The sequence below is a fragment of the Frankia sp. ACN1ag genome, assembly GCF_001414035.1.
GTDB classification, from domain to species: domain Bacteria; phylum Actinomycetota; class Actinomycetes; order Frankiales; family Frankiaceae; genus Frankia; species Frankia torreyi.
The window spans coordinates 63,844-84,873 of sequence record NZ_LJPA01000016.1 but is presented as its reverse complement, the minus strand read 5'-3'; the positions used below and the strand labels follow the sequence as shown (position 1 = coordinate 84,873).

Here is a 21,030-nt window from a genome sequence, read left to right as displayed (position 1 = left end):
CGCCATGCCCGATCCCGCGGATTGCGGCAAGATCGGCGGGACGGCGCACACAGGGCGGGAGGCGACGATGGGCACACCGGCGCGGGGCAGCGTGGTCGCCGCGGTCGACCAGGGCACCACCGGGACCACCGTCTGCCTGCTCGACCGGGACGGGACGGTCGTCGGGCGCGGCTACACCGAGATCCACCCCCGGTTCCCCCGGCCCGGCTGGGTCGAGCAGGACCCCGACGAGCTGTGGCGCAGCGTCGTCGACACCGTCGCCGCGGCGCTGGTCGACGCCGGTCGCCGCCCCGCGGACCTGGCCGCGCTGGGCATCACCAACCAGCGGGAGACCACCGTGCTGTGGGAGCGGTCCTCCTCCGCCCCGGTCGGTCCGGCGATCGTCTGGCAGGACCGGCGCACGGCCGCGCGCTGCGAGCGCCTGGCCGCCGACGGGCACGCGGGCGTGGTCGGCGCCCGCACCGGCCTGGTCCTCGACCCGTACTTCTCCGCCACGAAGATCGGCTGGATCCTGGACCGGGACCCGGTGCTGCGCCGGCGGGCCGGCCGCGGCGAGATCGCCTTCGGCACCGTCGACTCCTGGCTGGTGTGGAAGCTGACCGCCGGCGCCGTCCACGTCACCGACGTCACCAACGCGTCCCGGACGCTGCTGCTCGACCTCGCCGCCGCGGCCTGGGCTCCCGACATGCTGGACCTGTTCGGCGTGCCCGCCGAGGTGCTGCCCGAGGTGGTGCCGAGCTCCCGGGTCTACGCCGAGACCGACCCGGACGCCTTCCTCGGCGTGCGGATCCCGGTCGCCGCCGCCGTCGGCGACCAGCAGGCCGCCCTGTTCGCCCAGGGCTGCGTCGAGGCGGGGCAGGCCAAGAACACCTACGGCACCGGCTCGTTCGTCCTGGTCAACACCGGGACGGCGGTGCCGCCGCCGCAGTCGTCGCTGCTGCGGACCATCGCCTACCAGCTCGACGGCGAGCCCGTGCGCTACGCCCTGGAGGGCGCGATCCTGTCCACCGGCGCGGCCGTCGGCTGGCTGCGCGACTCCCTCGGGGTCATCCGGGACGCCGCCGAGACGGCGCACCTCGCCGCGTCGCTGTCCGGCAACGACGGCGTCTACTTCGTCCCGGCGCTGACCGGCCTCGGCGCGCCGCACTGGGATCCACGCGCCCGCGGCACCCTGCTGGGGATCACCCGCGGCACCGGCCGGGCGCACCTGGCCCGCGCGGTGCTGGAGGGGATCGCCTACCGGACCCGCGACGTCGTCGAGGCGATGGCCACCGCCGGCTTCGCCGTGCGGGAGCTGCGCGCGGACGGCGGGGCCGCGCGCAACCCGTGGCTCATGCAGTTCCAGGCCGACATGCTCGGCGTCGACGTCGACGTGCCCGACAACATCGACACCACGGCGCTCGGCTCGGCATACCTGGCGGGCCTGGCCACCGGCTTCTTCACCGACCCCGCCGCGCTGGCCACGCACCGGCGCAGCGAGCGGCGCTACCACCCGGCGATGCCGGCCGCCCGGCGCGACCGTGCCTACCGCCGGTGGCGCTCCGCCGTCGACCGCGCCCGCGGCTGGGCCGACGACCTCGACGACACCGACGACCTCGACGACCCCGACGCACCTCGCTGACCTGCTTCAGCGGTCGACAAACGGGCGCAGGGCCGGCCGCCGCGCCGCCGGTTTCACCCCGACTGCCATCACGACAAGGGGCGCAAGTCGGTCACCTAGCGCGACTTCTACGGCGGTGCGGCCCCGAGATCTGCTGCACCCCGCATTCACGGGAGCACGCCAGGGCCACATTCCCTCGCGCCTTCTTGGTCGAACCGGCTGTCAGGCGCACCGATGCCTGACAGGCTGTCACTGGGGGCGGTTGGCGTCTCCTGTCGACCTGACCCGGACGGAGACCGTGACCGAGGCGGACTACGCCCTGGAGCTCGGGCGCCGGCTTCGCGCGGCGCGCAACCGGCGTGGCATGTCGCTGCTGGATGTCCAGGAGCGCACCCACGGCCGGTGGACCGCGGGAACTCTGGGGGCCTACGAACGAGGCTCCCGCACCCTGCGGGTGCACCGGCTCGTCGAGCTCGCCGAGTTGTACGACGTTCCCGCGACCCTGCTGGTCCCGCCGGCAGCCGACCGCCGTGACGTCGACCACCTTCCCCCACTCGTCATCGATCTGCGCCGACTGCGCAAACTGCCGCCGACCCGGACCGGCCCGCTGCGACGCTGGATCGCGATCGTGCAGGTCCTGCGCTCGGACAGCTCCCGCGACATCCTGCGGCTACGCCGCTCCGACCTGCAGTCCCTGTCGCGCCTGTACAGCACGACGCCGTCGATGCTCTATGAACGGCTCGGCGCCTGGGGCGCGTTGGTGGAGCCGGGCGAGCCGGTGGCGGTCGGCGCACGGCGCCGCGTCCTGCCCATCCGGCCGCCGCAGCAGCGAAGTTGAGGGTGTCCGACCGGCGGGTCGGCTCCGAGGTGGCAGGTACCGACCCCCCTTCCCCCCGGTCGGATCCGTAGGATCGCCAGGTGGCCGAGATCCTGGCAGTCAGCGTCAATGGCCTCGTGAAGACCTACTCCGCGCGATCCATTCCCTCCCGGTCCGGGACCGCGCGCGGCGAGGGCTCCCGGGGCCCCGGTCGACGTGGCCGCCGCAGCTCCGCCGCGCCGGCTCTGCGGCCCGCGCCGTTCGCCGAGGTCTCGACGACGCCCGCCACGCTCGCGGCGTCGGCGGGGCGGGCAGCCTCCCCCGATGGCCGGATCCGCGCGGTCGACGGCTTGTCGCTGGGCGTCCCGGTCGGCTCGGTGACGGCGCTGCTGGGCCCCAACGGCGCCGGCAAGACGACGACGGTGGAGATCTGCGAGGGCTTCCGCCGGGCCGACGCGGGCGAGGTCCGCATCCTGGGCCGTGACCCGATCGTGGACGCGGTCGCCCTGCGGCCCCGGGTCGGCGTGATGCTCCAGGCCGGCGGGATGTACCCGGGCGCCCGGGCCGGGGAGATGCTGCGGCTGGTCGCCGCGCACCATCGCCACCCGCTCGATCCCGCGGCGCTGCTGGACCGGCTCGGTCTGACCGACTCCGCCGGCACCCCGTTCCGCCGGCTGTCCGGCGGCCAGCAGCAGCGGCTGTCGCTGGCGATGGCCGTGGTCGGCCGCCCCGAGCTGGTGTTCCTCGACGAGCCGACGGCCGGGCTGGACGTCGCGGGTCGGCGCACCACCTGGGAGCTCATCGAGGAGCTGCGCACGGCCGGCGTCACCGTCGTGCTCACCACCCACGCGATGGACGAGGCCGAGCGCCTCGCCGACCAGGTGATCATCATCAACCGCGGTCGGGTCGTGGCCGTCGGCTCGCCCGCGGAGCTCACCCGCGGCGGCGCCGAGGGCCAGTTGCGCTTCCGTGCCCCCACCGGCCTGGAGCTCGGCAAGCTGCTGCTCGCGCTGCCGGACGGCACCACCGCCCACGAGGGACCGACCGGGCACTACCTGGTTCAGGGCACGGTCGACCCGCAGCTGCTCGCCGCGGTGACCGCCTGGTGCGCCGGCAACGGCGTGCTCGCGGAGGATCTCCGGGTGGAGCAACGAACGCTGGAGGACGTCTTCGTGGAGCTGACCGGTTCGGAGCTGGGCTCATGACCGCCACCGACGCCGCCGGGCCCGGCACCCGGGGACCCGCTGGCCGGGGCCGCGCCGGCCTGCTCGACCTGCGCCCGGCGCCGGCGGCGGCCACCCGCGCCCGGATGTTCGCCGCGCAGACCCGACTCGAACTGATCCTCACCCTGCGCCGCGGCGAGTCCGTGCTGCTGACCATGATCATACCGGTCGGCCTGCTCGCCTTCTTCACCGCCGTGGACGTGCTCCCGAGCGACACCGAGAAGTCGGTGGACTTCCTCGTCCCCGGGGTGCTGGCGCTCGCGGTGATGTCGACCGCGTTCACCGGCCAGGCGATCGCCACCGGCTTCGAACGCTCCTACGGGGTGCTCAAGCGCCTCGGCGCGACGCCCCTGCCCCGCTCGATCCTGCTCGCCGGCAAGACCGCGGCGGTGCTCGCCGTCGAGGTCATCCAGCTCGTCCTGCTGGTCGCGGTCGGCTTCGCGCTCGGCTGGGATCCCAGCGGCGGGGCGGGCGCCGTGCCGTCCGTGCTGGCGCTGCTCGTGCTCGGCACGGCCGCCTTCTCCGGGCTCGGTCTGCTCATGGCCGGCACCCTGCGCGCCGAGGCGACGCTTGCCGCTGCCAACGGCGTCTACCTGCTGTTGCTGCTGATCGGCGGGGTGGTCTTCCCGCTGTCGAAGCTGCCCGGCTGGCTGCGGGCGATCGCCGAGGTGCTGCCCACCGCCGCACTGTCGGACGGGCTGCGCGACGTCCTCGCCGACGGTTCCGGCCCCGGGGTCCGCAACCTGGTCGTGCTCGCGGTGTGGGCCGTGGTGACCCTGGGCCTGGCCGCCCGCACCTTCCGCTGGGAATAACCGACCGCCGCGCATGACCCGGCCGCCGCGCATGACCCGGCCGCCGCGCATGACCCGGCCGCCGCGCATAACCGACTGCCGGGAATGACCCGATCCCCGCGTATGACCCGACCGGGCGGCCCGGCGTCCGACCGGCGAGTCGTGGGCGCACCGGGCGTTACTATGGCACCCGTGCCAGCTTCTACAACGCGTCGGAGATTGCCGCTCGTCAGCCGGCGCGCGTTCCAGGTCGTCACCGCGCTCAACGTCTTCGCGCTGTCCCTGATCGTGGTCAGCGGCGGAGTCGTCCGGCTCAGCGGCTCCGGCCTGGGCTGCCCGACGTGGCCGCAGTGCGGCGACGGCTCGTTCACGCCGCACTCCGAGTACGCCCTGCACGGCGCGATCGAGTTCGGCAACCGGGTCGTCGGGCTGGTCGTCGGGCTGGTGGTGCTCATCACCCCGATCATGGCGCTGCGCCTGCGCGACGGCCGCCGCCGGGACCTGACCCTGCTGTCGTTCGGCCTGTGGCTGGGCTACCTCGGCCAGGCGGTGCTGGGCGGCATCACGGTCCTGACGAAGCTGAACCCGACGACCGTCGCCGGCCACTTCCTGCTGTCCATGGTGCTGCTGTGGAACGCCGTCGTCCTCGACCGCCGCGCCCGCCAGGGCGCCGGCGCGGTGACCCCGGCGGTCGCCCCCGCGCTGCTGTGGCTGGCCCGGCTGCTCGTCGTCGTCTCGGCCGGCGTCCTCGTCCTCGGCACGGTGGTGACCGGGACCGGCCCGCACAGCGGCGACAGCGAGCACCCCGCCCGCTTCGGCTTCGACATCGTCAACGTCTCCCAGCTCCACGCCGACGGCGCGATGCTGCTGACCGGCCTGGTCGCGGCGATGGCGTTCGCGGTGCGGGTCACCGCCGCCCCCGTGGCCGCCCGACGCGACTCGCTCGTCCTGATCGCCGTGGTCGTCGCGCAGGCCGGCATCGGCTTCGCCCAGTACTTCCTCGGCGTCCCCTCCGGCCTCGTCGCCCTGCACATGACCGGCGCCACCATCATGTGGGTCGTCGCGCTGCGCCTGTGGCTCTCCATGGTCACCCGCCCGGCCCTGGCGACCGCCGGCGCGGCGACACCGACCGACATGGCGACACCGACCGACGCGGCCCCGGCATTCGTGGCGCCGGCCTCGCCGGCCCAGGTCGCCGCGCCCGTGCCCGGAGCAGGGGCCCAGCCCGCTCCGGCAGAGGCCCCAGGGACGCCGGGCCGCCAGCCCGTCGGCGCGCCCCGCCCCTGACCGAGGACCGCACCGGGTACTGACCGGCCGACCGAACGCGCCTGGTACTGACCGGCCGACGGAGCGCGCCCCGACCGTGTGGGGCCCGCGCCGTCAGGAATAGGGGGCGGACGGGCGGAGGTTGGGCACGCACATGACCATCACGCCCTTCGACCCGCGGGTGCTGCTCGCGGAGAGTCGACTCGGTGTCCTTGCCACGATCAAGGCCGACGGCCGTCCTCAGCTTTCTCCCGTCCAGCCCTACTTCGACCGTGAGGCGGAGGTCCTCTACGTCTCGATGACCGAAGGGCGAGCCAAGACGGCAAACCTGCGTCGGGATCCGCGCGCCACCCTGGAGGTCACCAGCCCGGACGGCCGCGCCTGGGCCACCGCCGAGGGCACGGCGACGCTCACCGGACCGGGGACGGACCCCCGCGGCCCCGAGGTCGAGGCGCTGGTGCACTACTACCGCAGCGCCGCCGGGGAGCACCCGGACTGGGACGAGTACCGGTCGGTGATGGTGTCCGACCGCCGGGTGCTCATGAGAATGGCGGTCGACCACGTGTACGGCGAGAAGCTGGGCTGAAACCCAGGTCCGTCGACCGAAGGCCGGACGCCTCGGGCAGGGCGGTGCGGCCGGGCCGGACCGCTGAACCGTCCAACCCACGTCACGCCGGCATGCCCCGACTCCGATCGTGGGAGAGGTCGTCGCCCTCTCTCGTGCCTCGTCGAGCCAACCCAGGTACATCCTCCTGTCGAGCACTGTAGGTGTCGGTTCCCGTACTGGAATGGTCCGGTGTGGGTGCGATGGGACACTGAACAGATGATCGGCGGGGGCGGGTCGGCTGACGGGGATGGCGGTTGGGACTTCTTCGTCTCCTACACCGCGGCGGACCGGGGCTGGGCCGAGTGGATCGCCTGGACCTTGGAAGAAGCCACCTACCGGGTCCTGGTCCAGGCGGGGGACTTCGCCCCGGGTCGAACTGGGTCGGCGGGATGCACGACGGGGCCCAGCGCGCGACGCGGACCATCGCGGTGCTCTCCGACGCCTACACCCGCTCGGTCTACGGCCAGGCCGAATGGCAGGCGGCGTGGGCCGCGGACCCGTCCGGGGCGGCCCGCAAGCTTCTCGTGACGCGGGTAGCCGACTGCGACCGGCCGGGACTACTCGCCCAGGTGGTCTCCACAGACCTGTTCGCGCTCCCGGAGGGACAGGCGCGGGCGGAACTGCTCCGCGCGGCGGCACTGGCCCGGTCCCCGGTGGCCGGGCGAAACCACGCGACGCACCACCGTTCCCGCCTGACGGGCGGGCGGTGCAGGTCCGCCCGTCGTTCCCCGGCGGCCGGCCGGACGTGTGGAACGTCCCCCCACGGCTGGCCCACTTCACCGGCCGAGCCGACCTGCTCGACCAGCAACTCACCGACGAGGGCACGGTCGCGGTCTGCGCCCTGCACGGCCTCGGTGGGATCGGGAAAACCGCCCTCGCCGTCGAATACGCCCACCGCCACTCACACAGCTACGACCTGGTCTGGTGGATACCCACCGAAGATCCACAGCTCATCCCCGGGCACGTGTCCACCCTCGGCGTGCACCTCGGCGTGCACCTCGGCCTGCCCGACGGCGCGGACTGGTCCGCCGTCCTCGACGTGCTCCGGCGCGAACGGCTGCGCTGGCTGCTCATCCTCGACAACATCGGGGACCGGGCCCTGGTCGGCCCGTTCCGCCCGACCGATCATTTCGGCCGGCTGCTCGTCACCTCGCGGCGCGCCGGCCTCGACGGCTTCGGAACCCAGATCGCCGTGCCCGAGCTCCCCCGACGCGACGCGGTCGACCTGCTCACCCGGCGGATCCCCGCGCTCGCCCCCGGGACGGCCGGGCGGATCGCGCAACTCCTCGGGGACCTGCCCTTGGCCGTGGAGCAGGCCGCCGGCTACCTGGGCGAGACCGGCATGCCGCCCGACGACTACGCCCAGCTCCTGCGCGGGCGGCTCGGGGACATGCTGCACCGCGGGTGGGTGCCCGACCGGCCCGGCATCACGATCGCCAACCTGTGGGACCTCTCCCTGGCACGGCTGCGCGCCGACCAGCCCGCCGCGGTCGGTCTGCTGGAACTGTGCGCGGCGTGCGCCGCGGAGGCCATCCCCCTCGACCTCTTCAGCGACAACATCGACGAACTACCCGCCGGCCCCCTCCACGACGCGGCGGCCGATCCCCTGGCCTGGGCGGACACGGTTGGCGCGCTCGTCGACTACGGGCTCACCCGCCGCGACGGGCCCACTCTCACCGTGCACCGGCTCACCTCCGCCGCCGTCCGCACCACGATGACCCCCGACCAGCACACCACCACCGACGCCACCCTCATCCACCTCCTGCGCGCGACCCTGCCGGCAGGCATTGCCGGGCACCCGGAGAACTGGCCCCGCTGGCGCACTGTGCTTCCCCACCTCCGCACCGCCCTCGACCGCCACTCCGACCAGGACGGATCAGACGAGAACCTCACCCGGGACCCGACCACCCTGACACCCTGACCAGCCGCCACAACCTCGCCGGCGCCTACCGGTCGGTGGGACGCCTCGATGAGGCCATCACCCTGCACGAACAGACCCTCACCGAAAGCGTGCGTGTCCTGGGTCAGGACCATCCAGTCACGGCAACGATCCGGGAGAATCTGGCGGCTGCCCGAACCGCACGCACCGGCTGACTGCTGACTGCTGACAGCTCGCAGACGGCGCCGTCCATCCGGTAAGAACGGCCGAGCCGTGGCCTCGTGCCATTGTGCTTTCTGGCGCCTCGTCCGGAGAGGTCGCAACCCGAGCGAACAGTTCGCCGCGGCCTGGTCTGCGGCGAGACGGCTGATCATTTCTGCGGGAAACGCTGCCGGTGGGACCGCGAAGTGTTCCGCGGAACCCGAGCGCCCCCGAAGGCCAGACGCGCCGGCCGCGGGTGTGCGGTCGGCGCGTCTGGGGAGTCGGATCGGTGGGATCCGAGGCGGAGCGGGGGTCAGACGACGGCGGTGACCGCGATCGCGACGAACAGCAGCGTCAGGTAGGTGATCGACATGTGGAACAGACGCATGGGGCGGGGATCGTCGCCGCGGCGGGTCCGGCGGTCGATGCGGTGCGCCTCGGCGAGGAACCAGGCGCCGACGACCACGGCGGACACCAGGTACACCGGGCCGGTGTGGGCCACCGGGACCAGCGCGAGCGAGGCGGCCACCATCGCGTACGAGTAGCCGAGGATGCGCCGGGTCACCACCTCGACGGGGGCGACGACGGGCAGCATCGGGATGCCGGCCGCGGCGTAGTCGTCGCGGAACTTCATCGCCAGCGCCCAGAAGTGCGGCGGGGTCCAGAAGAACACCACGGCGAACAGCAGCACCGCCGACCAGCCCACGGTGCCGGTGACCGCGGACCAGCCGATGAGGACCGGGAAGCAGCCGGCCGCACCGCCGATGACGATGTTCGACGGGGTACGGCGCTTGAGCCCGAGGGTGTAGACGAAGACGTAGAAGGCGATCGCGCCGTCCGCGAGCAGCGCCGACGGCCAGTTCACCAGCAGGCCGAACATCAGCGTCGAGACGATGCCGATGGCGATGCCGAAGACGAGCGCCTCGGTCGGGGTGACGGTGGCACGGACCAGGGGGCGCCGCTTGGTGCGGGCCATGACCTGGTCGATGTCCCGGTCGACGTAACAGTTGATCGTGTTGGCGCTGCCGGCCGCCAGGGTGCCGGCGACGAGGGTGACGGCGATCAACCAGAGCGAGGGCATCCCCCGGTCCGCGAGCATCATCACCGGCACGGTGGTGATGAGCAGCAACTCGACCACGCGCAGCTTCATGAGCGCGACGTAGGCGCGGATCTTCGCGTTCACCGCGGCGAACCCACTCGCGACGGGCGGCACCGCGGCGGCGGGCGCCGCGTGGGCGGCCGCCGCGTGGGCGGCCGCCGTGCCGTTCGACGCCGCCGTGGGGGAACCGGAGCGATGGGTCGCCGTGGGAGAACCGGAGCGGTGGGTCGCTGTGGGGGAAGCGGTTCCGTTCGAGCCGGACGTGCCGTTCGAGCCGGATCCGACGCGTGACGCGGCGGTCGAACCGTGGGGAATCACCGTCACGTTCGACATGACGGCGCCGACCGGGGAGGCCGCCGTGCCGTTGGACTTCGCGGTGCCGTTCGACTTCGCGGTGCCGTTCGAGACCGCGACCCCGTTCGAGACCGCCGTGCCATTCGAGACCGCGACCCCGTTCGAGCGGCCGGTTCCGGCGGGCTTCGCGACACCGTTCGAGAGTCCGACCCCACCGGAGATCGCGCTACCGGTGGGTGTCGCGTTCGCGGGGGACGGCATGGCTGCCTCGGTCGGTGCGGTCTCGGGGCGCGGAGCGTCCGCGGGGTCGGGGGCACCCTGGGCCGGGACATGGTCCAGGGCAGGCGGGAGCGTGGTTGCGGCGATCACCGACGGAGAGGTGCCCGACCGCACCGGTCCGCGTGTGGTGACGTGCCGGCGACGAAGGGCGGCCTCGGTAGACAGAGCGACCTCGCGATCGGCGGGATCGGCGGACGACCCGCACTGTACGGAGCCCCGGGGACGGAGCGGACGGTGTTCTACGACGTGTCGGAGTCTAGCCGCCGGATTGGGGCGCACGCGCGGCGGCCGCACCCGCACCGGGCAGCGGACGGTGCGGTCTGGATCACGTCGCCGGTCGCGCGTCCAGCCGGCCGGGCCACCGGACGGGGTCGTCCCGCCCGCGGCCCAGGCCCGGCGTGGTGTGTCTCACGAGTGCCGTCCTGCCAGTTCACGCCGGGTGTTCTTCCAACCGCTACCCGCGCGTCACAGAGCCGAACAGATGGGGATCAGACTGGAACCAGACTGGGATGGAGCCGGCGCGACGGGGTAGTGCCCACAGGGGTGCACCCGGCGGGCGTCAGGTCGGAGCCGGCCTGCGCCGCGCGCCGGTCGGCGGCGCACCGGAACCGATTCCCGGCGACGGGCATCACCGGCACCGAGAACGGCTTGACCTGTTGTGGACGTTCACCGCCCGCGGAGAGGAACCAAAGCCTGATGAGCAACCCCCTGTCCGAGCTCTCGGCCGCCGGAGTGGCGGTCTGGTTGGACGACATCAGCCGGGACCGGCTGCGCACCGGCAACCTCGCCGATCTGGTCGCCAACCGCAGCGTCGTCGGTGTCACCAGCAATCCGACGATCTTCCAGAAGGCGATTGCGTCCAGCGACCTGTACAACGAGCAGCTACGCGACCTGAAGGTCCGCGGTGTCGACGTCGGCGAGGCGGTGCGCGCGATCACCGCCGCGGACGTCCGTGACGCCTGCGACGTGCTGCGCGGCGTCTACGACGCCTCCGGCGGGGTCGACGGGCGGGTGTCCCTCGAGGTCGACCCCCGCCTGGCCCACGAGGCCGAGCGCACCGTCGCCGAGGCCCGCGCGCTGTGGTGGCTGGTGGACCGGCCCAACCTGTTCATCAAGATCCCGGCCACCCTGGACGGGCTGCCGGCGATCACCGAGACCCTCGCTCAGGGCATCAGCGTGAACGTCACGCTGATCTTCGGCCTGGACCGCTACGACGCCGTCATCGAGGCGTTCATCGCAGGTGTCGAGCAGGCGATCGAGGCCGGCCGGGACGTCAGCGACCTGGCCTCGGTCGCGTCGTTCTTCGTCAGCCGGGTCGACTCCGAGGTCGACGCCCGGCTGGAGAAGATCGGCACGCCGGAGGCGAAGGCGCTGCACGCGAAGACGGCGATCGCGAATGCCCGGTTGGCCTACGAACGGTACGAGAAGGCGTTCGCCACCCCTCGGTGGCAGGCGCTGGCCGCGCAGGGCGCGAAGCCACAGCGGCCGCTGTGGGCGTCCACCTCGACGAAGGACCCGTCCCTGCCGGACACGATCTACGTCTCCGAGCTGATCGCGCCCGGCACCGTCAACACCATGCCCGAGGCGACCCTGCAGGCGTTCGCCGACCACGGGACGGTCCGCGGGGAGACCATCCGCCCGTACTACGACGACGCCCGTGGCGTGTTCGCCGCGCTGGCCGCCGTCGGCGTGGACCTCGACGACGTGATCGAGACTCTGGAGACCCAGGGGGTACAGAAGTTCGAGGACTCGTGGAACCAGCTGCTCGGCACCATCGCGCAGCAGCTCGGCAGGTCCGGTTCGGACGGCTAGCCGGCACGTCCCGCGTCGTGAGCATGACCCCGATCGGCCGGGTGACCGGGCCGGTCCGCGGCCGTGGTGATCGTCTCAGCGTCCGTCGTGGACAGGCGACGGTCGCAGGTGAAACAACCTCGGGTAGACCGAAGCGAGAACGAAGGGGGAACGGGTGGCGCCCACGGTGAGATCCAACCCGCTGCGGGATCCACGTGACCGCAGACTGCCCCGGCTGCCGGACGCGAGCGCCCTCGTGGTGTTCGGTGCGACCGGTGACCTGGCCCGCAAGAAGCTGATTCCCGCCGTCTACGACCTGTTCAGCCGCGGGCTGCTGCCGCCTGGTTTCGTGCTGCTCGGTTTCGCGCGCAGGGACTGGTCGGACGGCGATTTCGTCGATTTCGCCCGCGAGTCCGCCGAGAAGGGCGCGCGCACCCCGTTCCGGGACGAGGTCTGGGACCGGCTGGCCGGCTCCGTCCGCTTCCTGCAGGGCTCCTTCGACGACGACGCGGCCTTCGACCGGCTCGCCTCGACGCTGGAGGACCTGGAGCGCTCGCACGGCATCGGGGGCAACGCCGCGTTCTACCTGTCCATCCCGCCCTCGGCGTTCCCGGTCGTGCTCAAGCAGATGCAGCGCACGGGCCTGTCCTCGGCGCAGGACTCGGGCGGCTGGCGCCGCGTCGTCATCGAGAAGCCGTTCGGGCACGATCTGGCCTCGGCTCGCGACCTCAACGCCCTGGTCGACGACGTGTTCACCCCGTCGGGGGTGTACCGGATCGACCATTACCTGGGCAAGGAGACGGTGCAGAACCTGTTCGCGCTGCGGTTCGCGAACAGCCTGTACGAGCCGATCTGGAACTCGCAGTTCGTCGACTCGGTGCAGATCACCATGGCCGAGGACGTCGGCATCGGCACCCGCGCCGGCTTCTACGACGAGACCGGCGCCGCCCGCGACGTGCTCCAGAACCACCTGCTCCAGTTGCTCGCCCTCACCGCGATGGAAGAGCCGGTCAGCTTCGGCCCGGAGACGATCCGCACCGAGAAGCTCAAGGTGCTGCGCGCCGTCTCGCTGCCCGACGACCTTGCCCGCTTTGCCGTGCGCGGCCAGTACGAGCAGGGCTGGCTCGCCGGGGAGCGGGTTCCCGGCTATCTCGACGAGAAGGACATCCCGCCGGGCTCCCGAACGGAGACGTTCGCCGCGGTACGGCTCGGCATCGAGACCCGCCGCTGGGCCGGGGTGCCGTTCTACCTGCGGACCGGCAAGCGGCTACCCCGACGGGTCACCGAGATCGCGATCGTGTTCAAGAAGGCGCCGCACCTGCCCTTCGACCACACCGACACCGCCGAGCTCGGCAACAACCAGCTCGTCATCCGGGTGCAGCCCGACGAGGGCGTCACCCTGAAGTTCGGTTCCAAGGTGCCGGGCTCGGCGATGGAGGTCCGCGACGTCGCGATGGACTTCCTGTTCGGCGAGGCGTTCACCGAGGCGCTGCCCGAGGCCTACGAGCGGCTCATCCTCGACGTGCTGCTCGGCGACGCGACGCTGTTCCCGAACAACGCCGAGGTCGAGGAGTCCTGGCGGATCGTCGACCCGCTGGAGGAGTACTGGGCGAACACGACCCCGCACCGCTACCGCGCGGGAAGCTGGGGGCCGGCGGCGGCCGACGAGATGCTCGCCGCGGACGGCCGTCGGTGGCGGCGGCCGTGAGCGCGCCCGCCCACCGGCGCCCGGCCGGCCATCACGGCGTGCACCCTCCCGTCGACCGAGGCTTCCCGTCGGCCGGCGGCCCACTCCCGCGGACGGATAGGAGCCCCTCGTGACCACGCTGTGGGACACCACCGGTTCTGAGGTGGTCAAGGCCCTCTCCGCCGAGCGGCGGGCGGCCGGGGCGCTGGCCTTCGGGCTGGCGCTCACCCTCGTCGCCGTCGTCGACGAGAGGCACGTCAGCGAGGCCGAGGGCGCGGCGACGCTCGCCGCCTCCGCCCACCCGTGCCGGCTGCTCATCGTGGTGCGCCGTCAGATCGAGTCGCCGCACCCCCGGCTGGACGCCGAGGTCTCGATCGGCGGCCGGCTCGGCCCGGGTGAGGCGGTCGTCATGCGGATGTCGGGGCGCCTGGCGCTGCACGCCGAGTCGGTCGTGCTGCCGCTGCTCGCCCCGGACGCCCCGGTGGTCACCTGGTGGCACGACGAGCCGCCGGTCCGGATCGCCTACGATCCGCTCGGCGTCTTCGCCGACCGCCGCGTCACCGACGTCACCGCCGCCCCCGACCCGCTGGCCGCGCTGTCCCAGCGGGCGACGGACTTCGCGCCCGGCGACACGGACCTGTCGTGGACCCGCCTGACGCCGTGGCGGACCCTGCTCGCCGCGGCGTTCGACACCGTCAGCGACCGGCCCGACGCGGCGGTGATCACCTCCGGGCGGGCCAACCCGAGCGCCCAGCTCTTCGCCGGCTGGTTGCAGAACAAGCTCGGCATCCCGGTGTCCGTCGAGGAGGTCGGGAGCCGGCCCGACATCACGAAGGTGACCGTGTCCTTCGGCGGGTCCGAGCTCGCGATCTCCCGGACCGACTCCCGCACGGCGAGGATCTCCCGGTCCGGCTACCCGGACCGCGTCCTGCCGCTGCCGGGCCGCGGCGTCGGCGAGCTGCTCGCCGAGGAGCTGCGCCGGCTCGACGACGACGAGGTCTTCGCTGAGGCGCTGGGTACCTGGAGCGGCCTGGCGCACCTCGCCGACCGCTCGCCGCACCGCGAGCACATCTGGCGCGACCCGATGGACAAGTCCGTGACGGTCACCAGCACGGTTCCGCCGACCGCCGGCGCCGCCCAGGCCGGGGCGACCTCCCAGGCGGGAACGACATCCCCTGCCAGGAGCGCACCCCAGACCGGGAGCGCATCCCAGACCGGGAGCGCACCCCAGGCGGGAACGGCGTCCTCCGCCGGGAGCTCCCCGCCCGCCGGCCTGTCGGGCTCCGCCGCCCAGGCGAAGCGGCCGGCGCGCGGCCCGGCCGCCGGGTCCACATCCGGGTCCACATCCGGATCTGCGACGGCGGACCAGCCGAAGGCGGGCGGCGCATGACAGCCGAGCCGCAGCTCGTCCCGCACCGCGACGCCGGCGTCCTCGCCCGCGCCGCCGCCGCCCGGCTGATCACCCGGCTGATCGACGGGCAGGCCGCCCGCGGCGAGGCGTCGGTGGTGCTCACCGGCGGTGGCATCGGCATCGCACTGCTGCGAGCGGTCCGGACGAACCCCGCGGTCGACGCGGTCGACTGGTCCAGGGTCGACGTCTGGTGGGGCGACGAGCGGTTCGTCCCCGCGGACTCCCCCGACCGCAACGACCGGCAGGCCCGCGAGGCGCTGCTCGACCACATCCCGGTCGACCCGAAGCGGGTGTTCCCGATGGGCCATCACGCGGCCCAGACGGCCGGCGGGGACGTCGAGGGCAGCACCGCGGCATCCGGCTACGCCGACCCGGAGTCGGCGGGGGCGGAGTACGCGGCCCTGCTCGCCGGCCGCGCGGCGCCGGGCGCCGCGGTCCCCGTGTTCGACGTCGTCCTGCTCGGTCTCGGCCCGGAGGGGCACGTCGCGTCCCTGTTCCCGAACTCGCCGGCGGTCGTGGCCACGGAGCCGGTGGTGGCCGTGCACGACTGCCCGAAGCCGCCGCCGGAACGCATTTCCCTGACCCTGCCGACGATCCAGTCGGCCCGCGAGGTGTGGGTGATCGTCGCGGGTGAGGAGAAGGCCGGGGCCGTGGCCGCGTCGTTCTCCGGAGCGGGGCCGATCGACGTCCCGGCAACCGGAGCCGTGGGCCGCGAACGCACCCTCTGGCTGGTCGACCGGGCGGCCGCCTCCCGCCTGACACCGACCCACTGCTGACACCGACCCCGGCTGAGGCGCCGGTGGGTTGGTGCGGTGGGTTGGTGCGGTCGGCGGGCCGGGTTTTCCGGGACCGCCGCCTGTGCTCAGGCGAGGATCCGCGTCTTGCCGCGTTCGAACTCGACGTCGCTGATGATGCCCTGATCGCGCAGGTCCGCGAGCTTGCCGAGCTCGTCGGCGCTGCTCGCCGGGGCGGCGGCCCGCTCGAGATACGCCCGCCACGCCCGCTCGTCCCGGTCCGCGGCGGCGCGGCTGCGCTCGTGCATGCTGCCGCCGCGGACGACGAGGTAGGCGAGCACACCGAGACAGGGCAGCACGACGATGGCGGCGGTCCAGGCCGCCTTCGCCCAGCCAGACAGGTCCGGGCTGCGGAAGACATCGGTGATCACCGCGAAGAGCAGGAACAGCCACAGGACGAAGGCGAAGAACCAGACCATGTAGAGGAACACGCTCAGCAACGGGAAGTCGGGATCCACCGCGGCACCTCCAGTCAGTACCGTCGCCCCGGACCCGGGGGACGGTCGCCGGTCCGCGCGGAGCCTGCGGGCCGAGACCCGGGTCATACCCGCCCGCGGCCGCCCCGCCGTCGCCCCCGGTCACCCGTCCGGGGTGGAAACCCGAGTCCCGCCACGCCTCCCCTGCCTCCCCTGGATGCTCGTGGTATTCGCCGGCGGGGTCGGCTCACCCGGGCACCCGACGCAGCACCGCATGCCCGCCCGGAACAATCAAGGACGCTGGATAGTCGTAGTCCAGGGTGCCGTCGGTGCGCAGCACGAGGACGTCGACCGCGTTCGCGACGCACGCCACGCCGCCCGCGGTGAGACGCTCGGCGAACCGGGCCTCGGCGCCGCGGACGCTCAGGAGCTCCAGGTCGGCCGCGCAGCCGTCGCGCGTGTTCCGGTTACTGCCCAGGGTCTCGCCCACCCGGCCGCCGGCCAGGATGAGCTCGGCCGGATACGAGGCCTCGTCCTGCGCGACCGTCCCCCGCCACCGCCCGATCATGCCGGCGGGCAGGTCGCCGCCGTTCCCCGGCCGCGCCGCGCCGTCCCCGTCGACCGCGGCGACGGGCCCGGCCGACCGGGACGGGCCGATCTCGCCGCCACCACCGCCACCGCCGGAGGTGAGCAGAAGGATCCCGCCAGCCACGGCCACGACCGCCACCAGCGCGGCGAGCAGCAGGCCGACCGGCCGCCAGTCCCACCGCCCCCCGCTCGGCCCCGTCGGCGGCGACCCGCCCGCCACCGGGCGCCGCCCCGGCACCGCGCCGGGCATGGCCCGCAGGGACACCGGCGTCGCGCTCCCCGGGGCCACTCCGGTCACGCCATCCGGGACCGCTCCGGACACACCACCCGGGACCACCCCGGACACGCCACCCGGAGCCGCTCCGGTCGCGCCACCCGGCACTCGACCGCGCGCTGCAGGGGCCGGGCGCAGCGGCGCGGAGCCGGATGACGCCCGGGTGAGCAGGGCCTGCGCGCCGTCGGGGCGCAGCCGGCTCGCCGGGCTCTTGGCCAGCAGGCCGGCGATCGCGGGGGCCAGCGGGCCGGCGCGGGCGAACGGGGGCGGGTCGGCGTGCAGCACCGCGCCGACCGTCAGCGGCAGGGTCTCCCGGTGAAACGGGGGGACCCCCTCGACGGCGAGGTAGAGGGTGGCGCCGAGCGCGAACAGGTCGCCGGCGAGGGTCGCCGCACCGCCGAGCAGCCGCTCGGGGGCCATGTAGGCGGGGGTCCCGCCGCTACCGAGACCCCCGGTCAGCGTCGGGTCGGAGACGTGCGTGGCGATGCCGAAGTCGGTGAGCAGCACCCGGCCGTCGTGCGCCAGCAGGATGTTGGACGGCTTGACGTCGCGGTGCAACACCCCGAGCCGCTTGCCGGCGACGAGGGCGTCAAGGACGGCGAGGCCCACCCGGGCCGCGCGTTCCACCGGCAGCGGGCCCCCGCGCTCGACGGTGGCGACCAGGGTGGCGGCGGGCACGTAGTCCATCACGATCCACGGCAGCCCGTCCTGCTCGACGGCGTCGTGGACGGTCACGACGTGCGGGTTGCCCCGTAGCCGGGCGGCGTTGCGAGCCTCCCGCATCGCCGTGTCGACCTGGCCGGCCCGCTCGGCGTCCTCGAGGTCGGCCGGGAACCGGATCTCCTTGACTGCGACGTCGACCCGCAGCACCTCGTCGTACGCCCGCCAGACGGTGCCCATCCCGCCGGCGCCCAGCCACTCGACCAGCCGGTAGCGCCCCGCGACGAGCCGACCGGCGCCGACGTCATCAACGGTCACGGCGCATCATCCTCGGCGGTGGGCCTGGCGGGGCCGGGCGGGAGCGTCCCGCGCACCCGCGCCGGGCACCAACCGACGGCCCGCCTGTCCGGCCGCGGGCGCGAGCGCGGCGCGGGCCGGATGTCAGGCCTCGAATCAGCCTAGGGGGCGCCCCGCAGCTTGGCGAGGGCTTCCGCGAGGATCGCCTCGCCGTCCTTCTCGTTACGCCGCTCCCGGACGTAGGCGAGATGGGTCTTGTACGGCTCGGTCCGCGGCGGGGCCGGGGTGTTGTCCCGGTCCCGCCCCGCCGGAAAGCCACAGCTCGGACAGTCCCACGTGTCGGGAATGGCCGCGTCCGCGGCGAACGACGGTCTCGTCTCGTGCGCGTTGGCACACCAGAAGGAGATGCGCTGGCGGGGCGCGGTCTCGCCGCGCTCCGCCTCTCCCATCGGTCCTGCCCCGACCCGGCTCCCCCGGATGGCGTTGCCACCTGCCACGGCCCGCGTGCTCCTTCGTCTCGTCCCATGGGTGGTAGCCCGGAACCCGCTGCGGCGGCCCCGCGGTGTGCACCACCGCGGGAACCGACAGCCGGTTCCGCAAGCATGACGTTCCCGGCCACTCCCCCGGGTTGTCCCTCCGGGTACGTCCTGGGGGGAGTGTAGGCCGCCAGGGCCCAACGTGGATGCACCGACCACCCCAACCCGGCCATGCACAGCCGGGACGATCAAGGACGGGTCGGGCGTCATCCGGATCCGAGCGACACGGCGGACGGATCGGCCGTGCCGATGGACGGCACGATCGCGAACGTCGTGACCCCCGCGCTGTGGAACTCCGGGGTGTGCACGACCGCCAGCGGGATCACCGCGGCGCTGCCGACGACGGTCTGCTCCAGCGCGCCCCACGAGGCGGCCGCGGTGGTCTCCGAGGTGGCCCGCAGGGCGGCGTCGAGCTGGCGGGAGGCGTTCGGATCGCGGTAGCCGCCGTCGGCGGGCCGCGGGCCGAGCCACTGCTCGTCCAGCAGCGGCTGGAAGACCGTGCGCCCGGCGTCGCCGAACCACGCCGGGGTGATCGTGGACAGCGCCAGGTCCCAGAACTGGCCGGTGGGCTGGACCGCCGCGGCGGTCCAGCGCGCACCGGTGCGGATCCGCACGTCAAGGCGGACGCCAGCGCGGGCGAACGCCGTACGCAGCGCCTCGGCGACCGCCGCGTCGGTGGCGCTGTCGGTGGTGAGCAGCGACAGCGCCGTGACGGGTCCGCCGGGGGTCTGGCTGAGCGCCTCCCGACAGCGGGCCGGGTCGCCGAGGCCGGCGGGGCTCGGGAACGGGTCGGCGTCGTTGTAGCCGGTCATCGGCTCCTGCAGCAGCCCGCCCGTGGTGGCGGCGAACTCGGGGCCGCCGAGAGCCGCGGCCAGGCTCACCCGGTCGATGCAGTAGGGCAGCGCCTGGCGGATGGCCGGTTCGCGCAGGGCTGCCGCGGACGGCCCGTCGAGGCCTACCGTGAGCGCCAGGGTGGAACCCACCGGGGCGACGACGAGGCGCGGGTCCTTGGCCTTCGCCAGTTCCGCGGCCCGGCCGGCCGGGAGTTCACCGTCGAGCGCCATGTCCGCGTCGCCGCGTTCGAGCTGCTGCTGCATCTGTTCGGGGGACAGCCCGTCGATGATCGTGATGTGGTCGGGTAGCGCCCGGCGGATGCCGTCCGAGGAGGCGCTCCACGACGGGTTTCGGGCCAGCCGGTAGCCCGGCGTGGCGTCGTCGTCCGGGGCGATGGTGAACCGGTAGGGCCCGTCGGAGACCAGGTTGTGCAGGTACTCCGGCGAGTCGGGCGGATAGGCGAGCGCCTCCAGCGGCACCGGCGACGCCGCCGGCAGGGCCAGTACGTCGACGAAGTCGTTCACCGGGGCGAGCAGGTGGAACGCGACGGTGTCATCGCCGACGATCTCCACCCCCTCGATGGTGTTGCTCTCGACGAAGGCGGCGGCGTCCCCGGCCGGGGTCGCCGCGAGCTCGGTACAGAATTCGCGGAAGCCGACGACCGTCGCGGCGAAGTAGCCGCGCAGCGGGGAGGGATCCGGCGGCACGCACAGCCGCTTGATGCCACGGGCGACGTCGTTGGCCGTGATCCGCCGCTGGTTCGGGGTGTCCCAGCGGGCCGCCGACCGCAGCCGGACGGTGTAGACCAGCCCGTCCTCGGTGACAATCGGCGCCCCGGCGGCCAGGTCGGGCCGCGGGACTGTCGACTTCGCCGCATCGGCGTCGGCGGGATAGCTGTAGAGCTGGCGGGCGACGAGGCGGACGACGGCCTGCTCGCCGGGCTGGTCGGCCCAGCCCGGGTCTCCGCTGGGCATCTGCTGGGTGACGATGCGCAGGGTGCCCCCGGGCTTGGCCGCCGGCGGGGTCGTGGCGATGGCCGTCGGGGTGGGGCTGGGGGCGGCGAGGCGGCCGGATCCGCCGGAACCGCCGCTGCAGGCCGCGACGGTGACGGCGAGCATGGCGGCGAGCGCCGCAAGTCGAGACGCCGCCGCCCTCCGGGGGCGGCGGCGCGCACGCGGGGCGTTCAATTCTTCAGCAGCAGACCGAGACCGATGATGCAGACGAACCACACGGTCCCGACCAGGATGGTCAGCCGGTCGAGGTTCTTCTCCACGACGGAGGAACCGCCGAGCGACGAGGACACGCCCCCACCGAACAGGGTGGACAGACCGCCGCCCTTGGCCCGGTGCAACAAGACGAGCAGGATCATCAGAATACTCGCGATGATCAAGGCGATCGACAGACCGACCGTCATTCAGACCAGCTCCTGCTCCTCGGGGAGGTGGCAGGAGACCCGCGCCCGGCTCGCCTCCGCGACAGTGGAGGCTCCACGGCCCTGCACACCTCCTGCGCCTTCCAGCAACCTGCGCCTACCAAGCGACCCACGCCTGCCAAGCACCCTGCACCTGCCAAGCAACCCACGCCTGGCAGCAACCTCGGTGGATCCGGCAACCGTCAGGGGGCAAGCGGTATCGGCACACGTCGCCAGGCAACAGTATCCGCTTGCACCGGCGAGCCCCCGCCGGA

Annotated in this window: 18 protein-coding genes and 1 pseudogene; 13 read left to right on the top strand and 6 right to left on the bottom strand. The window is 73.6% G+C overall.

Annotated features, from left to right (window positions below; genetic code table 11):
• The first annotated feature begins 67 nt into the window (after nucleotides 1-67).
• From glpK to UK82_RS42770, 9 genes and pseudogenes are all read left to right on the top strand, one after another.
• Complete coding sequence (glpK, locus tag UK82_RS16250; protein WP_055407985.1) at nucleotides 68-1,621, top strand: glycerol kinase GlpK; 1,554 nt, start codon at nucleotides 68-70, stop codon at nucleotides 1,619-1,621.
• 277 nt (nucleotides 1,622-1,898) lie between these two features.
• On the top strand, nucleotides 1,899-2,438 hold the full coding sequence (locus UK82_RS16245; RefSeq protein ID WP_044884777.1) for a transcriptional regulator: 540 nt from the start codon (nucleotides 1,899-1,901) through the stop codon (nucleotides 2,436-2,438).
• 80 nt (nucleotides 2,439-2,518) lie between these two features.
• The gene (locus UK82_RS16240) at nucleotides 2,519-3,622 is read left to right on the top strand and encodes an ABC transporter ATP-binding protein (protein ID WP_044884726.1); all 1,104 of its coding nucleotides are present in this window, start codon (nucleotides 2,519-2,521) and stop codon (nucleotides 3,620-3,622) included.
• Nucleotides 3,619-4,452, top strand: coding sequence for an ABC transporter permease (locus UK82_RS16235; RefSeq protein ID WP_044884727.1), 834 nt, complete (start codon nucleotides 3,619-3,621; stop codon nucleotides 4,450-4,452). Before UK82_RS16240 ends, UK82_RS16235 begins: the two co-directional genes overlap by 4 nt.
• A gap of 162 nt (nucleotides 4,453-4,614) precedes the next feature.
• Nucleotides 4,615-5,718 (top strand): heme A synthase, encoded by a 1,104-nt coding sequence (locus UK82_RS16230; RefSeq protein WP_044884728.1) that lies wholly within the window; start codon nucleotides 4,615-4,617, stop codon nucleotides 5,716-5,718.
• A 133-nt stretch (nucleotides 5,719-5,851) separates the two neighbouring features.
• A complete protein-coding gene (locus UK82_RS16225) occupies nucleotides 5,852-6,283 on the top strand; it encodes a PPOX class F420-dependent oxidoreductase (protein ID WP_044884729.1) in 432 nt (143 codons plus the stop codon).
• Nucleotides 6,284-6,520: 237 nt separating this feature from the next.
• Nucleotides 6,521-6,867: pseudogene (locus UK82_RS42775) on the top strand (toll/interleukin-1 receptor domain-containing protein); the annotation flags it as partial.
• 143 nt (nucleotides 6,868-7,010) lie between these two features.
• Nucleotides 7,011-8,225: an FxSxx-COOH system tetratricopeptide repeat protein gene (fxsT, locus tag UK82_RS38200; RefSeq protein ID WP_052681031.1), complete on the top strand. Its 1,215-nt coding sequence runs from the start codon at nucleotides 7,011-7,013 to the stop codon at nucleotides 8,223-8,225.
• Complete coding sequence (locus tag UK82_RS42770) at nucleotides 8,111-8,398, top strand: tetratricopeptide repeat protein (RefSeq protein WP_083507219.1); 288 nt, start codon at nucleotides 8,111-8,113, stop codon at nucleotides 8,396-8,398. The genes fxsT and UK82_RS42770 overlap by 115 nt, the downstream gene beginning before the upstream one ends.
• A gap of 299 nt (nucleotides 8,399-8,697) precedes the next feature.
• Here the strand turns inward: UK82_RS42770 and UK82_RS16215 are convergent, their stop codons facing one another.
• Nucleotides 8,698-9,567, bottom strand: coding sequence for a heme o synthase (locus UK82_RS16215; RefSeq protein ID WP_055408036.1), 870 nt, complete (start codon nucleotides 9,565-9,567; stop codon nucleotides 8,698-8,700).
• 1,185 nt (nucleotides 9,568-10,752) lie between these two features.
• On the opposite strand from UK82_RS16215, the gene tal reads away from it, so the two are divergent.
• From tal to pgl, 4 genes are all read left to right on the top strand, one after another.
• Entirely contained in the window at nucleotides 10,753-11,868 is a 1,116-nt protein-coding gene (gene tal, locus UK82_RS16210) for a transaldolase (protein WP_055407983.1), read from the top strand.
• A 154-nt stretch (nucleotides 11,869-12,022) separates the two neighbouring features.
• A complete protein-coding gene (gene zwf, locus UK82_RS16205; RefSeq protein WP_044884731.1) occupies nucleotides 12,023-13,555 on the top strand; it encodes a glucose-6-phosphate dehydrogenase in 1,533 nt (510 codons plus the stop codon).
• A gap of 109 nt (nucleotides 13,556-13,664) precedes the next feature.
• Nucleotides 13,665-14,924 (top strand): glucose-6-phosphate dehydrogenase assembly protein OpcA, encoded by a 1,260-nt coding sequence (locus UK82_RS16200; RefSeq protein ID WP_044884732.1) that lies wholly within the window; start codon nucleotides 13,665-13,667, stop codon nucleotides 14,922-14,924.
• The gene (gene pgl / locus UK82_RS16195; protein WP_055407981.1) at nucleotides 14,921-15,721 is read left to right on the top strand and encodes a 6-phosphogluconolactonase; all 801 of its coding nucleotides are present in this window, start codon (nucleotides 14,921-14,923) and stop codon (nucleotides 15,719-15,721) included. Before UK82_RS16200 ends, pgl begins: the two co-directional genes overlap by 4 nt.
• Before the next feature lie 86 nt (nucleotides 15,722-15,807).
• Here pgl and UK82_RS16190 read toward each other — a convergent pair whose 3' ends face one another.
• The 5 genes from UK82_RS16190 to secG form a co-directional block, all read right to left on the bottom strand.
• Nucleotides 15,808-16,197, bottom strand: coding sequence for an SHOCT domain-containing protein (locus tag UK82_RS16190; protein WP_044884734.1), 390 nt, complete (start codon nucleotides 16,195-16,197; stop codon nucleotides 15,808-15,810).
• Nucleotides 16,198-16,402: 205 nt separating this feature from the next.
• Nucleotides 16,403-17,995, bottom strand: a complete 1,593-nt coding sequence (locus UK82_RS16185; RefSeq protein ID WP_044884735.1) for a serine/threonine-protein kinase — start codon at nucleotides 17,993-17,995, stop codon at nucleotides 16,403-16,405.
• A gap of 140 nt (nucleotides 17,996-18,135) precedes the next feature.
• The gene (locus UK82_RS16180; RefSeq protein WP_009399449.1) at nucleotides 18,136-18,471 is read right to left on the bottom strand and encodes an RNA polymerase-binding protein RbpA; all 336 of its coding nucleotides are present in this window, start codon (nucleotides 18,469-18,471) and stop codon (nucleotides 18,136-18,138) included.
• Between the two features lie 245 nt (nucleotides 18,472-18,716).
• The gene (locus UK82_RS16175) at nucleotides 18,717-20,462 is read right to left on the bottom strand and encodes an ABC transporter substrate-binding protein (RefSeq protein WP_055407979.1); all 1,746 of its coding nucleotides are present in this window, start codon (nucleotides 20,460-20,462) and stop codon (nucleotides 18,717-18,719) included.
• A 65-nt stretch (nucleotides 20,463-20,527) separates the two neighbouring features.
• Entirely contained in the window at nucleotides 20,528-20,758 is a 231-nt protein-coding gene (gene secG / locus UK82_RS16170; RefSeq protein ID WP_044884737.1) for a preprotein translocase subunit SecG, read from the bottom strand.
• Nucleotides 20,759-21,030: the final 272 nt, after the last annotated feature.